Raw genomic sequence first — 14,482 nt, forward strand, 5'->3', positions numbered from 1 at the left:
TACTAGAATATTGACGTGCTATTTTATTTCATAGGGCGAATAAAATACTGGATAGGAAGGAAAATAACTTAATCATCAATGAAATCTTTCGAATCAGTTCCTTTTATGCCTAAATATCCTTTTCCCCAGGTACTTATCGATTCCAAGATTGGTTGTAGACTTCTTCCAAGATCAGTTAAAGAATATTCCACCTTGGGAGGGACTTCTGCGAAGACCTTGCGGGAAATAAGTCCATCTTGTTCCATTTGTCGAAGTTGCTGTGTAAGCATTTTTTGACTGATTCCATTTATTCCTTTCTGAAGGCAGCCAAAGCGTTGATTATCTGTAGTTAGTAAATTTCTAATAATAAGCACTTTCCATTTATGTCCTATTAAGTTTATAGCTTCTTCGATAGGACAAACTTTAGTAGTCAATATAGTCAGCCTCCAGTAAATTCAATAATGCTTACCGTCTAGTTTGTATTGAACGAAATAGTGCCTTATTGCAAAAAGTAACTTTCGCTCTTATTATAGTAACAAATGTACTTATAGGCAATACGTAGTGCCAATAAGTACATTGTGGCTGAAAAAGAGAGGGTGGAATCATGAGGGTCAACATAAAATATACAACGATATTATTTGGATTTGTTATGGGAGGCTTTACATCATTTATTATTTCTGCTGTTCTAACGTTAGTGAATAGCGGGACGGAGGATTTTCTCACACATTGGATAAAAGAGTGGATGATTGCTCTCAGTTTAGCGATTCCCATTGCGACATTTGTTCCTCCTATTATCAGGAGAGGAATTGCGAAAATTACGGAGGAATTCTAAAATTTTATATGTAGTATAACTATGGTTAAAATAAGGAGGGCTTGAAATGAAAAAAATTAATGTTAATTCTTTATTAGATTTTTCAGATGAAAAATCCGTGCGTAAAGCTCTTGACCATGAAGGCAGTAACCTTGATACAGGACTTTTGCTATATGCACCTGGGCAGAGTACACCTGAGCACACTCATAAAGATATGGATGAGGTCTTCTATGTTGTTGAGGGGGAAGGCGTATTAACGATTGATGGGGAAGAATTTACTCTTAAAGAAAAAGATATTATCTTATCTCCTCGAGGAGAAGGGCATGGATTTTTTAACAGGAGTTCAGGTAATCTAGTAGTTTTACAGGTTAAAATATTCTAGCTTATAAAAGACATTAAATGATACAACGTTTAGATCATATAGGAGGTGAAAGGATGAGAAGTATTCGTGATTCTCACAAGCAGGTAACTCATGATGAAGCTATGGAGATTTTGGGACAAGCCGAATATGGAGTACTTTCCACAATTGATAAAGATGGATATCCCTATGGGTTACCACTACATTATATCGTTTTAGATGAGGCTGTTTATCTGCATTCTGCCTTGGAGGGGCATATAATGGATAACATTTCTCATAATAATAGTGTGTGTTTCACGGTAGTTGGATATTCTGAGTTATTGCCTAGTTCTTTTACTGCAAACTACGAAAGTGTTATTGTTTTTGGAAAGGCTAATCTGGTAGAAGAGTCGGAGAAAGTCGATATGCTAAAGGCATTAGTAAGAAAATATAGCCCTGAACATTATGATAAAAGTTTGAAAGTAATTGATTCTTTTAAAGACAAATGCTCAGTGATTCGAATTGATGTAGAACATATTACAGGTAAGAAAAAGAGATAACAGGAGTATAAAAAATGGCCAGACAAGCAAGAAAATTAAGTGGGTAGACGGGCGTGAATGTGGAAGAACTCCGTTAAGAATTCTGATAAGAATTTCTAACGGAGTTTCCCATTATTACGTAGATTTAAATGTTATAAAAAGATGATGCAACAGTAGCGCATCCCTTATTAGTTCTTGTTAAACAATGGTTCTATCGTTTCAGGAAGTGAAATCGTAACGCTTTCAGTTTGTCCCTTATTGGTAACTTGCATACCCCATTTACCTAAAATCTCATTCTTGGCGTTTCTTACGCAAATACTAAAGTTTACTAATTCTCCTTTTGCAGATACGATAGCTACTTGACCTGAAGTCTTTCCGGCTGAGATAATGGTCGCATCTTTGGGACTACTACCATTATTACCAAAACTCCATTCAACCTTAACAGTTGATGGCTTGCTAGGGATAGTTTCTTTGATAAAAGTGTAATCCCAAAAATTAGAGTTACTAATTTCAGCGTTTACTTGCATTGTAGCCTGAGATGCAGCTTGAACTGAAGGTAACGCGGTTATTGAGAAGAAGACGAATAATAGTGAGGCTAAACCAATTTTAATTATGTGGCCCATAATGTATAACCCTCCAAACAACTTTTTCTCCATTTTAGCATAATTATCCATTTAGGACAATGTGTCAGAGCGTTAGGTTGTCAAGACGTTGTTGCCTGAGACTAGTTTAACCACTGTTCAATAAGCAGCAAATCGATGAATCGCTTATATACGAATCAATAGAATAACTAGCTTATTATATGAAGGTACAGGGACAGGTGCAGTGTAAAATACACCTGCCACTATATTTTTATACGGAAATTTCCTGAGCTTGGTGCGCGGTGATCCAGCTTTGGCATTCGCCGGGTGCGGCGGGAATGATTAGGATATTGGTGAGGTTAGGCATTTGGTCGATTTGATTGAGAAGAACCGGGTTGGGATGAATAGCCAGCACGCTGCCGGTATGATCGACCGGGAAGTTATTCTTAGTGGTCATAATTTTAAATGTGACGGTGCCGATTTTAAATTCAGCGTTAAGGATGGATTCCCGAATCTGAAATTGAGTTAGTTCCGTATCTTGCAAGGCGGCTTCCAGCGTACTTTTTTGGACGCCGGCTAAGATGCCATGATGCGGGATATGATAAATACTTTGATTTGTCAGCCAGGTTAAACCAGCGTTAATAGCTTGCGGATGGGAGTTGTTGTTAATATAATAATATTTCATATTCATTCCACCTCGTATAGTCTATAAAAGATTATAGGACTTCATTCTAAAAGAAGTATATCATGTCAATAATTAAAGTTCAAATTGTATTATAAAAGAAAATTTGTGTCAATAAGACGAGTATCGAGAGGACGGTTCATAGTGGAGTGAAAAATAATGCCGAGGAGTGTAAGAAAGAAAGCAGCTTAGCCTTGCAGGATTTTTGTAATTTGATGGTAAATAGGATAGAAGATGGGAGAGACTCAAAAGAACCGTCCCTTTGAGTTTTATAATTGAGGTGACTAATATGGCTGAAAAAATAATAACGCTCTTCTTTTTACTTGGCAGCAGCAGCTATTTATTTTTCGCGCAGCACTTTGCCTTTGGTACCTTAAACTCGCCTAAATCTGGCTTTCTACCAATTTTATCTGGAATCTTAACCTTGCTATTGTCATTAATTCTGCTTTACAAACAATTGAGGTCAAACAAAAAGGTAGTACTAGATAAGGTTCATTGGACAAAATTTATTTTTATCATTATTGGCCTGCTATTTTATGTCTCATTTTTAAATAGTATCGGGTACTTTGCAGCTACTTTTATATTCTTATTTTATTTATTAAAGGTAGCTGATGCAGCGGGTTGGCTTATGCCTCTTTTGGTTTCCTTTAGCAGCTCTGCCATTTTTTATCTTATATTTGCCAACTGTTTAAGTGTTACATTGCCATAATTTTAAAGGGGGTGAAATATTGGACATCTTCAATATGCTGCTGCAAGGCTTTTGGGTCAGTGTCATTCCAGGTAATTTATTGGCGTGCATAATTGGCGTTATTATCGGTACGCTGGTAGGAATCTTGCCAGGGATTGATACTGTCAGTACCATTGCCCTATTGCTGCCTTTCAGTTATGGTATGGACAGCACTGCAGCGCTGATTATGTTTGCAGGAATCTATTATGGCTCGAAGTATGGCGGCTCCACTACATCGATCTTAATAAATGTGCCAGGAGAAGCGGCCTCCGTGGTTACCTGCCTGGACGGTTACCCGATGGCACAAAAGGGGCGGGCGGGAGCAGCCTTATCGGTTTCGGCTATCGGCTCTTTTGTTGCAGGTACCATCGGCATCGTCGGACTAACCCTCTTAGCTCCTCCTTTAGCAAAAGCCGCGCTGGCTTTTGGACCACCAGAGTATTTTGCGATCTCCTTAGTAGGATTGATCTTTCTATCTAAGCTAACTGGTACGTCCACACTAAAATCCGCCTTAATGGCTGCTATCGGTGTGATGCTGAGTACCGTCGGACTAGACAGCATGTCAGGCATCAGCCGCTTTAGCTTTGGTATCGATGAACTAGACAGAGGGTTTGATTTATCTATTTTGGCAATGGGGATATTCGGCATCGGAGAGATTTTATCTACGATGACGCAAATAAATACTGCCACTGACATACCATTAGTAAAATTTAAAGACTTATATCCTACCAGAGAAGAATGGCGGCGTTCTATTGCTCCCATGTTCCGTGGCGGGGTTGTAGGATTTTTAGTCGGTTTACTTCCCGGTCCTGCTGCAACCATATCCAGCTATCTTTCCTATGCACTGGAAAAAAAATGCAGTAAAAACCCTGATGAATTTGGTTACGGCGCTATTGAAGGCGTAGCTGGCCCTGAAGCAGCCAATAACTCGGCCATTTCAGCTACAATGATTCCGCTATTATCCTTGGGACTTCCCTTTTGCGGGGCAACAGCTATTTTACTCAGTGGTTTTATGATTCATGGTATCACCCCTGGTCCAGCACTCATAACGGAGCAGCCTGCGTTATTTTGGGGCCTTATTGCCAGTATGTATATTGGTAATGTGCTGCTGTTGATTATTAATTTGCCTTTGATTGGTATTTTCGTACAATTACTCAAAACCCCACTCCATATTCTCATGCCAATGGTAACCGTGCTCACCTTGACTGGCGCCTATTCCATCAATAATAGCATGTTTGATTTGATCTGGGTTGTTATCTTCGGTATTTTAGGCTTCTTACTGCGTCGGACAGGATTTGAACCAAGTCCCCTACTTATCGGTTTAGTACTAGGCTCGGGACTGGAGCGAGGGTTAACGCAAGGATTGATTATTTGCAACGGCAGCATCTGGGCAATGATTACCCGCCCTATTTCAGCCACGATACTGTCATTGGGGGTGATTGCCTTATTTTACAACGTTGTTAGGTGGTTTACTAAAATCAACTGTGCTGAAAAAAAGGTAAATTGTTAGCAGGATTTATTGAATAAAGGGAGGCAAATCAAATGCAAAAAAAAATATTGATTTCACTGACAGCCTGTTTATTCCTCCTATCGATAATGCTAGGCGGTTGTTCTACTATGCAAGATAAATCAGTAGCTACTACAGCCAACAAATACCCCAGTAAACCTATTACTTTTATCGTCCCCTTTGGTATCGGGGGTGGCACAGATTTAGTGGCACGTTTAATGGAAAAATCAGCTCCTGCCTACTTAGGACAATCCTTGGTTATTATTAATAAACCTGGAGCATCTGGAACCCTTGGATGGAATGAATTGTCTGGTGCTAAGCCTGATGGATATACTATTGGTATTGCGGGAACTGAACTACTATTACAACCCCTGTATGGTCCATCGAAATATCATTATCCAACTGCCTTAGAACCTCTTGCGCAAATTGTCAGTCTATCAATGGTAATGGCTGTGAAGAAGGATCAGCCATGGCAAAATATTGATGATTTGATTGCGTATGCTAGAGAGCATCCAGGAGAAATTAAGTATGGCCATACAGGTGTAGGGGGTTTAGGCCATGTTGCTGGAGAAGCATTTGCTAAAATTGCCAATATTCATCTTGAACAAGTTCCTTTTCAAAGTGGCGCGGAAGCAACAGCAAGTCTATTGGGCGGACATGTTCAAGTTATTTTCATTAATCCAGCATCCACTAAAGAATATATAAAAAGCGACATGCTAAAGGCATTGGCAGTATCGGGCGAACAGCGACTAACCGACCCAGTTTATACAACTGTACCAACGTTTAAAGAGCAGGGGTTCGATGTTGTATACGATAATTGGTATACAATTGCTGCACCTAAGGGCTTACAACCTGAGGTAAAAGGCAAATTAGTCGACGGGTTAAAAGCTATGATAAATAATCCTGAATTCAAAAAAAATATAGAGCAATTAGGACTTGAAATTAGTTATTTAGGTCCTAAGGAATTGCAAAAAAAATGGTTAGACGATAGCGAACAATTAACTAAGGCGGTTCAAGAAACTGGAATTCTAGACAAAATTAAGGATCAAAAGAAGTAATTTCAACTTATTAGCTCTATTAATTGCTATGATGACATAGGGGACTTTTCGATGATACGGGAGACGTCCCTTTTTGACATGAAGTTGATAAAAAAGCAACGTCCCCGTGATTCCGGAGAAATTTGCAGAATTCAACGAGAAAAATCACAAGCGTAGATGGAGTGACCCGGAAGAGCCGTCTCCAGTGAATCGTTATAAAAGAGGAGATGAGTTTGTGAATAAAGTGAAGCTCAAAGAAGCCGAAAACAATTTTATCATACGATTTCCCGGTGGATTTTCTAATCCACGGATGCTCGAATTGACGAAAAAGCATAAAGTAGAAAAAATGAAAAAAATGGCGCAAGACAACTTTGCAATTGAGCAATTTGAAAGTCCTGCTAACATCGTAGATTCCATGGGGAAGATTGTCAGCCAGTCCTCTTTGATTTCTCTTTTTGAAAAGCCAAAGTTTAGAGAGTTAGTGAAAGTTTTGAGTGATAGTGAAAAAGAACATTTAGCTCATGGTCTAAAGGAGTTTTTACATGGAGATCAGGCGTTTGGCTTTGGGTTAATGACAGGGCTTCTTTCTGAGTACAAGTTGGCGAAATGGCCGTTGCTAACAATCTATCCGATATATTACCGGCCAAGTGTGGAAGTTTTCGTAAAACCGACTACAGCGAAAGGGATAATAGAGTACTTTGAATTAAGAGGACTCAAATACAATTCTAACCCAACCTTTGAATTTTATAAGGCTTTTCGAGAACAAATCATGCAGATGAAACAAGAAGTCCATGATTCGCTGCAAGTTGATAATGCTGCTTTTTGCGGATTCCTTATGATGACAATGGATAATCATTTGCGTAAAGATTGATAATGCATAGGAACGGTGTTGGCTTTTGCAGAGTGCCATTGAGGTTAAAAAACCACTATTAATGACGGTTCATTAATAGTGGTTTTTTCTTCAGCTTTGGCTGTAACGATAGGGTGTAGGAACAGGGTAACATGCTACCTCATCAATCAATCTCGGATCGAATCCATAGAAAGCCCAAGAGGCTCCAGTCCATCTATAACCCGAAACTTCGCCATACTCTACGCGTGTAGGATAAAACCAAAATTGTCTTCCATTTTTGGTCCATATATACGTGTATGAGTACAAACAATCAATGATATAAGAATATGATGGTTTTTTGGGAATAACCGATGGTGGTGGAGAAGTCGGAGGTCCGTATTGTCTCATTATATGATTCACTCACCTCCTTCACTTCTTATAATACATAATATGATGAAAGAGGCACTTAAGTTCTGAATTTATGCAAACCTAGCTCTTTGCTGATAGGGGTAGTACAAAAGGCTTACCTGCTTCTTAAAGTACTAGTGTTCAGTACATACCAAATTAACAAAAGTAGTCATGGCTGCCGTTTGTATCACATCTTTTCTCTGTATTAGCATTGTTGTACAAATTCGTAGATGAGATGGCAGCTCATAAGCGGTTAGAGCGCCTGAGTGAAGTTTATCTTCTATAACAGACCTAGGTAATAAGGAGATTCCGATACCAGCTGACACACTGCCGATAATGGCCTCCAGAGATCCAAATTCAAAACGCCTTAAAGGTATAGATTTACTCTCCAATAAATACCGCTCCAGCAACGATCGATAAGAGCAGCCAGTACGGAAAACTAATATCGTTCTATTTCTTATAATATCCAAAATATCTTGGATATTTTCTTTTTTCTCGGCAACCAGGACCATTTCTTCTCTAAAACTTTCGATTTCAGTGATTTCAGGATGGTTGACAGGCGCTGCGACAAAGGCGAAGTCGAGTTCGTAATTCAGAACTTGATTGATTAGGTATTCGGTAGGTCCAGTCTGAAGTGATAATTCGACATTTTCATATAGGGAATGGTATTTCTTGAGCAGTGCAGGAAGGCGAACAGCAGCTGTTGTTTCCATAGAACCAATTCGCAGCAAGCCGCCTGGAACTATGTTTGGGCTCAAGCGGTAGTATAATTCTTCCATGAGTTGGGTTATCTTTAATCCCTGTTCCAGGAATATCTGACCGGCGGGAGTAAGCTGCACTCCCTTTGCATTACGGTAAAATAAATTTACATTCAGTTTTGCTTCTAGTTTTCGGATGCGGGCAGTAACGCTGGATTGTGCGTATCCCAAAATTTCCGCTGCTTGGGTCATGGAACCATGTAAAGCTACTTCACGGAATACTTTTATGTCGTCTAAATCCATCTTTATTATCCTCCATAGGCAAAACCGATTGCTATCATAGAAATTAATCGCTTCTAATAATAGATTCTTTTATAGTATCATAAAACCATATTCTTTGGCTAGGAGGTGGCGAAGTCGAAAAATTGCCGTAATATTTACAGTCTTATAGGTGGAATTTGTGCCCTGAGCTTAGCCATGGGGATTTCACGATTTGGATTCACACCAATTATTCCTTTGATGCAAAGAGATATTGGCATAACGGAATGGGATATCGCAGTCATGGCTTCTGCAAACTATCTAGGCTATCTGATTGGCGCCTATATTTCACGAAAAAAATGGATTAGAAAGCATTTGCGAACCTGGTTAGGGGCAGGATTAGTTACCAGTATAATTTTGCTGATTGGTATGCCACTCACGCTAAATGATTTACTTTGGACTTTGCTGAGGCTAGGTTCCGGATTTCTGAGTGCAATTTTGTTTGTCGTTGCCTCCAGCGTTACATTAGGACAAGGGCGAAGCGACTGGGCAGGATATCTTTATAGTGGAGTTGGTATTGGCATTGCGTTTACCGGTATATTTGTGCCAATATTTGATAGCATAGGTGGCTGGAAAACCACATGGCTGGGCTTAGCACTTGGTGGAAGTGTATTTGGAATCCTCGCATGGTACACTTTAGCGAAAGTGTCGTACTCTGAAGCTGGGGATTCAGGACAGATAAGAAGTGAAAATGATTTTGTAAGGGATTATAAGTGGTACGTTCTTCTCACTAGTTACGGACTAGAGGGTATTGGCTATATAATAACAGCCACATTTATTGTGCAAATGATAAAATCAATGCCTGAACTCAGTCATATAGCGAACCAAAGCTGGGTACTTATCGGCTTGGCGGCAGCTCCCTCGACTTATCTTTGGGCACGAATTGCCAAAAAGACCAGTATAAAAGCCAGCCTTATGCTGGCTTACGGGATGCAGGCCCTAGGAATACTTCTGCCAGTCATAATTCCCAATCAAGTTAGTACCTTGGCTGGAGGTGCTCTATTTGGTGGAACCTTTATGGGGATAACTAGTCTATCTATTACGTTGGCATACCAAATGAAACCGGAAGCTCAAATACAGGCTATTGGGGAATTGACAACTATATATGCCTTGGGCCAGATTATAGGACCAATCATAGCAGCGTATTTACAAAAAAACTTCGATATGTTAGCTCCTAGCCTTTTTGCTGTTGTGACTTTGCTGATTGCTTTACTGGTGTTGATGACGCTAAAAATTAATAAGAAAGGTGATGATGTCTAATGCCATATGTAAATATAAAAATAACCAAAGAAGGGGCCACACCCGAACAAAAAGCACAATTGATTCAGGGAGTAACTCAACTACTTGTAGATGTACTAGGAAAAAATCCGAAAACTACCGTTGTCGTGATAGATGAGGTGGATACTGATAACTGGGGGATAGGCGGGGAAACTGTTACTTTGCTGAGAAAAAGAAATTGAGAGATACAAACTCCTGCAAAGTAGCCTAGCTTTGCAGGAGTATTGTATTTTAATGGTAGAATAGGATAGAAATATAGGATACTATTTTAAAAAAAATCTATGCTCATATATTTTGACATGAGATAAATAGTTGGGAGCAACTCAAAACAATCGTCCCCGTGAATTTCAATATTCGATTAACAAAAGACCACATCATCAAATCAGATGAGCGTGGTCTTTTGTTACTTATATAGGATTTTTTTGTTAAAATGCTGCTTGAATTAATAACATAATTCCTGCAAAAATTGTAATATAACACATTAACGGCATAATAAATTTTAACCATTTATCATAGGTTACATTCACCATTGCTAAGGTTGCTAAAACAAGTCCCGTCGGCGTGATAAATGATATTAAACCCTGCCCATATTGATAGGCACTGATGATGGTGTCTCTTTCTAAGCCTACAGTATCAGCAAGTGGGGCTATAATAGGTATGGATAATACTGCAAGTCCGGAAGATGATGGAATAAAAAAGCCAAGAATTATAAATAATAAATACATTACAATAATAAATACACCTGCACTCATACCTTGCACGGCATTGGATGCATAATTAAGAATTGAATCAGAGATCATGCCACTTTCCATAATCAAATTGATTGACCTGGCCACGCCAACAACTAATGCGACACTGACTAAATCAGCAGCACCGGCAATGAATTTACCAACAAATTCTTTTTCTCCAGATCCCGAAACTATGCCCAGCAATATGCCAATCACCAAAAACAATGTGCTCATTTCAGTAAACCACCATTCCTGAGTGGAAACTCCCCAGGTCATGATCACAAAGGCAGAAGCGAAGATAATTAACATTAATTTACGTCTAACAGTAAATTCCGGAATTATTTTGTTTTTATAATTCTTTAAGAAGCGCTCTTCAATTTCTTCTTTTTGACTATAGATTAAGGACTTGGTTGGATCTTCTTTTATTTTTTTACCATAGCTGAGGATATACATAATCGTAATGATTGTAGCAATTACTAAACCTGTCATTCTCATTGGTAAACCTTGGGTGAAAGCTATCCCCGCTGCATTTGAACCAATAACAGATGAAAAGGGATTTACCGTAGAAAACATGGTGCCAATACAAGATCCCATATAAAGTGTAGCAATGCATACGATAGCATCATAACCTGCTGCCACAAAAACAGGAACCAGTATCGGGTATAAGGCAATTGTTTCTTCTGCCAAGCCAAAAGTAGTTCCGCCTATGGATATCAATACGGTAACGATAATAATTAACAAAAACTCTTTTCCCTTAGTAATATGTGACAGACTGGCAATACCTGCATCAAAAGCACCACTACTATTTAATACGCCAATACAGCCACCAATTATAAATAAAAACATAATAATTTCAATAGTCCCATATACGCCTTTAATCGGTGCTTGGATAATATCAACGATACCTTGGGGATTTTGCTCTACCCTTTCATAAGTTCCTGGGATTGCAACGGCTTTACTAATGCTTCCTTCTTTGAATTTTTCTAAATTAACTTTAATCATAAGCTGATTCAAGGTATCTTGAGTCCCTGGTAATTCTATTTTCGAAGCATCAGGCTTCGTCACAACAAAAACACTTTGACTACTATTGTATTTTAGTTTTGAGTAAGAGCCTGCTGGTATCACATAAGTAAGTAGGGCGGCAAAAAGTAAAACGATAAATAAAACAGTAAAAGCTGTAGGAAAGCTTATTTTTTTTGTACTCATTTTTATTCCTCCCCGATAATCTTATATTTTGCTTATATCTCAGAATTTCATAATTTAAAGATCATCCCTCCTTCAAAAATAATATTAATAATGCCATTTTCTGTAATAGATTTTTTCTTCATAACAAAATGTAAATACAATCTCTAATTGGTAATATATGCAAAATACATGCCAATTGATCTGATGGGGTGATTTGTTTTATTTGTGTAATAAACAAACCCCTTATTATCTGATGTTCTACACAAAAAATTTATGCTTACATTCTTCAAACAGCCTTTTAATTAAAAATAAATTAACATAATTTGTTAATCTGATTTGTTTAAAGGCTTAGTAGGCCAGCGTATTGACCTATTTGCTAACCTATTTATTACATCTGCCAGCTAATAAGCCGTTCTTGAAAAAATACAAATATAGGGGATTAAACAGGCTAATTCTAGTTAGAGCTAATCAAAAACCAATATATACGACAAACTCCTGCAAAGCAGCCTAGCTTTGCAGGAGCTTGTCGTATATATTGGTAAGCAGGAAATATGAGATACCGCTTTCAAAGAAAAGATTGTGCTTCTATATTGATGATACGAAAAAATGGGAGCAACTCAAAAGAACCGTCTCCGCGAATCTAGTGGGGACAGAGAACTTGTCCCCTGTCCCTGCTGAAAATTGCCTCTTATATTATCATAGGTACTAAAATAGGTGCTAGCATAATTGTAATAAGTCCGGCAAAAATCATCGTCAAACTGGCTATTGCCCCTTCGATAGAACCGATTTCATATGCTTGTGCCGTGCCGGCGCCATGTGCGCCCATACCTAATAACATACCCTTACTGACCTGGTGGTGTATCGGGAACCATTTTAAAATAAAAGGTCCAGCAATAAGTCCGACAATACCTGTTATGATTACGAAACTAGCTGTCATAGTCGGCAAACCACCAATCGTTTGCGATATATCCATGGCAATTGGGGTGGTAACGGAACGCGGTGCCAAACTATCAAGAAGCTGAGGGGTCAAATGAAACCACTTACCATATATAATAGAAGATAAAACGGCAGTAATAGAGCCACCCAAAACCCCAATACTAATTTCTAAGCCATATTTTATTAACAATCCTCGATATTTATATAATGGGACTGCAAAAGCAACCATAGCTGGCTGTAACATTTGAGTAATCCATTGAGTACCCGCATAATAGACATCATAAGAAACATGAAAGGACAGTATTAAAGTAATTAAAACTAAGGGGCATGTGACTAATGGTGATAAAAATACTAACTTATTTTTTTTGTATAAGAACTTTGCTCCTAAGTAACTAAAAATAGTAATTATGAAACTAGTAATCGCTAACATTCTTATCGTCCCTTTCCTATTTTATTTACAAATTCAGCTAAGAATCCTGTACATATCATCACCGTTACAGTGCTAAGAAAAATAACAAATCCAAAGCGCACCCCATTGTCCAGCATGATTTGCCGATACTGGATCACACCAACAGCTGATGGTATAAAAAATAAGATTAATTCTGTGATTAAAATATTAGCGCCTGCTTCTAGCCATTCCAGACGGATAATCTTAGTCTCCAATAAAAGAAATATAAGAAGGATCCCCACCATGCTACCAGGTATATGTAATTGAAATAATTGGGTTATCTCATTACCCAATATGGAACTACCTAATAATATAAATACTTGAAAAACAATTTTTGAAATATACATCTTATTTCGCCTCCGTGCTATAAGGTTAGTATATACCTTTCGCTTTTCATGTGTAAAATGAATAATATTAATATGAAATATTCCTAAAAGATATAGTTGAAAATGAATAGTATTCTTAAGTAACCCTGAAGAGTAGAAATACTGTACATGAGATAAAGGCCAGAATGACTCAAAAGAACCGTCCCTGTGATTTGTTTGTAAATTAAATAGTAATAGGTATGCTCTAAGCATACCTATCCGATACTACTCCGTCCAATATTTATTCGTCATCGTCTTCTTCTTTGTCTAATGGCTTAAACGCCGGATGCATTAAGGTATTTTCCAAAGCACTCGGCTTTTCTTCGCGGGTTGCATTTTGAACCTGTATGACCAAATGAAAAGCTAGGCGAGAGAGGGTTGCCACCAGATACGAAGTGATAAAACCACTTAAGTAGGTCCATTTCATTAATTGTACGATGTCTAGTAGAGAAAGTATTTGTACAACGATCACGGTGAGGAAGAATGTTCCTACAGTATTCCAGATGAAGAACTGTCGCCAATTAGGACTATATTGTTGTACAAGCATGTAGGTGAGCGGTACTAAAGTCCAGTCTCGAAGGAAAACACTTGTTAAGAATGGTGCTAGTCGAACCTTGTAATACCATAGTCCTGCTGTCGTTCCGTAAAGGTCAAGAAGGCTCGTCATAACAGTGACTAGAGAACCGTAAAATAATAGATAAGCCAGCCGTGTTTTATCCGTAAGCCGATACCAAACAATATAAGCTATTATGATGGTTGCTACAAGGCCCCAATACTTCGGAGTGGCTATGTCAGTTTTCCACTGGGCAAGTAATATATTCCACATGTCCGCCCTTATCTGATAAAGCATGTAGTTTGCATCCATGACTAACCTCCATATTACATATCATTATGATTAGTTTAATCAAATTTAATTAATAAATTCAATTGAAAATTTTTGTGGAAAATCTGATGTGTTTTTAAGTGACTTTCCGTACACGTGGAGTGTGTGGCATTGATAAGGGAATGAATAAACCAACTACCATCAAAGTTTTATCAAAAGGAATATTGGGATTAGTATTTGTATAAAATGCATATGACAATATTGTC

The 14,482-nt window shown here is 38.2% G+C and carries 17 protein-coding genes; 9 read left to right on the plus strand and 8 right to left on the minus strand.

Annotation, left to right across the window (positions count from 1 at the left end; translation table 11 throughout):
• Positions 1–68 precede the first annotated feature (68 nt).
• Positions 69–413, minus strand: a complete 345-nt coding sequence (locus tag QSJ81_RS04650; RefSeq protein ID WP_285716252.1) for a winged helix-turn-helix transcriptional regulator — start codon at positions 411–413, stop codon at positions 69–71.
• A gap of 170 nt (positions 414–583) precedes the next feature.
• On the opposite strand from QSJ81_RS04650, the gene QSJ81_RS04655 reads away from it, so the two are divergent.
• Genes QSJ81_RS04655 through QSJ81_RS04665 form a run of 3 tightly spaced genes read left to right on the plus strand, consistent with a single transcriptional unit; the run spans position 584 to position 1,687 of the window.
• The gene (locus QSJ81_RS04655; protein ID WP_285716253.1) at positions 584–811 is read left to right on the plus strand and encodes a DUF2798 domain-containing protein; all 228 of its coding nucleotides are present in this window, start codon (positions 584–586) and stop codon (positions 809–811) included.
• 46 nt (positions 812–857) lie between these two features.
• Positions 858–1,172, plus strand: coding sequence for a cupin domain-containing protein (locus QSJ81_RS04660; RefSeq protein ID WP_285716254.1), 315 nt, complete (start codon positions 858–860; stop codon positions 1,170–1,172).
• A 53-nt stretch (positions 1,173–1,225) separates the two neighbouring features.
• Positions 1,226–1,687 (plus strand): pyridoxamine 5'-phosphate oxidase family protein, encoded by a 462-nt coding sequence (locus QSJ81_RS04665; RefSeq protein ID WP_285716255.1) that lies wholly within the window; start codon positions 1,226–1,228, stop codon positions 1,685–1,687.
• Between the two features lie 167 nt (positions 1,688–1,854).
• Here QSJ81_RS04665 and QSJ81_RS04670 read toward each other — a convergent pair whose 3' ends face one another.
• A complete protein-coding gene (locus QSJ81_RS04670; RefSeq protein WP_285716256.1) occupies positions 1,855–2,289 on the minus strand; it encodes a hypothetical protein in 435 nt (144 codons plus the stop codon).
• 229 nt (positions 2,290–2,518) lie between these two features.
• Positions 2,519–2,932 (minus strand): hypothetical protein, encoded by a 414-nt coding sequence (locus tag QSJ81_RS04675; protein WP_285716257.1) that lies wholly within the window; start codon positions 2,930–2,932, stop codon positions 2,519–2,521.
• 286 nt (positions 2,933–3,218) lie between these two features.
• On the opposite strand from QSJ81_RS04675, the gene QSJ81_RS04680 reads away from it, so the two are divergent.
• From QSJ81_RS04680 to QSJ81_RS04695, 4 genes are all read left to right on the plus strand, one after another.
• A complete protein-coding gene (locus tag QSJ81_RS04680; protein WP_285716258.1) occupies positions 3,219–3,638 on the plus strand; it encodes a tripartite tricarboxylate transporter TctB family protein in 420 nt (139 codons plus the stop codon).
• A gap of 19 nt (positions 3,639–3,657) precedes the next feature.
• Positions 3,658–5,166, plus strand: a complete 1,509-nt coding sequence (locus QSJ81_RS04685; RefSeq protein ID WP_285716259.1) for a tripartite tricarboxylate transporter permease — start codon at positions 3,658–3,660, stop codon at positions 5,164–5,166.
• Positions 5,167–5,273: 107 nt separating this feature from the next.
• Positions 5,274–6,221 carry a tripartite tricarboxylate transporter substrate binding protein gene (locus QSJ81_RS04690; protein ID WP_285716659.1) on the plus strand — a complete coding sequence of 316 codons (948 nt, stop codon included), beginning with the start codon at positions 5,274–5,276 and terminating at the stop codon, positions 6,219–6,221.
• A 214-nt stretch (positions 6,222–6,435) separates the two neighbouring features.
• Entirely contained in the window at positions 6,436–7,071 is a 636-nt protein-coding gene (locus QSJ81_RS04695; RefSeq protein WP_285716260.1) for a hypothetical protein, read from the plus strand.
• 500 nt (positions 7,072–7,571) lie between these two features.
• Here the strand turns inward: QSJ81_RS04695 and QSJ81_RS04700 are convergent, their stop codons facing one another.
• Positions 7,572–8,438, minus strand: coding sequence for a LysR family transcriptional regulator (locus QSJ81_RS04700; protein WP_285716261.1), 867 nt, complete (start codon positions 8,436–8,438; stop codon positions 7,572–7,574).
• Positions 8,439–8,543: 105 nt separating this feature from the next.
• On the opposite strand from QSJ81_RS04700, the gene QSJ81_RS04705 reads away from it, so the two are divergent.
• Positions 8,544–9,713, plus strand: a complete 1,170-nt coding sequence (locus QSJ81_RS04705; RefSeq protein ID WP_352230863.1) for a YbfB/YjiJ family MFS transporter — start codon at positions 8,544–8,546, stop codon at positions 9,711–9,713.
• Entirely contained in the window at positions 9,713–9,913 is a 201-nt protein-coding gene (locus QSJ81_RS04710; protein WP_285716263.1) for a tautomerase family protein, read from the plus strand. Before QSJ81_RS04705 ends, QSJ81_RS04710 begins: the two co-directional genes overlap by 1 nt.
• Before the next feature lie 243 nt (positions 9,914–10,156).
• Here the strand turns inward: QSJ81_RS04710 and QSJ81_RS04715 are convergent, their stop codons facing one another.
• From QSJ81_RS04715 to QSJ81_RS04730, 4 genes are all read right to left on the minus strand, one after another.
• Positions 10,157–11,665, minus strand: a complete 1,509-nt coding sequence (locus QSJ81_RS04715) for a YfcC family protein (protein WP_285716264.1) — start codon at positions 11,663–11,665, stop codon at positions 10,157–10,159.
• Positions 11,666–12,332: 667 nt separating this feature from the next.
• The gene (locus QSJ81_RS04720) at positions 12,333–13,010 is read right to left on the minus strand and encodes an LrgB family protein (protein WP_285716265.1); all 678 of its coding nucleotides are present in this window, start codon (positions 13,008–13,010) and stop codon (positions 12,333–12,335) included.
• A 2-nt stretch (positions 13,011–13,012) separates the two neighbouring features.
• A complete protein-coding gene (locus QSJ81_RS04725; protein WP_285716266.1) occupies positions 13,013–13,375 on the minus strand; it encodes a CidA/LrgA family protein in 363 nt (120 codons plus the stop codon).
• A gap of 259 nt (positions 13,376–13,634) precedes the next feature.
• Positions 13,635–14,258, minus strand: a complete 624-nt coding sequence (locus QSJ81_RS04730; RefSeq protein WP_285716267.1) for a CBO0543 family protein — start codon at positions 14,256–14,258, stop codon at positions 13,635–13,637.
• Positions 14,259–14,482 lie beyond the last annotated feature (224 nt).

The sequence above is a fragment of the Pelosinus sp. IPA-1 genome (genome assembly GCF_030269905.1).
In the GTDB taxonomy this organism is placed as follows: domain Bacteria; phylum Bacillota; class Negativicutes; order DSM-13327; family DSM-13327; genus Pelosinus.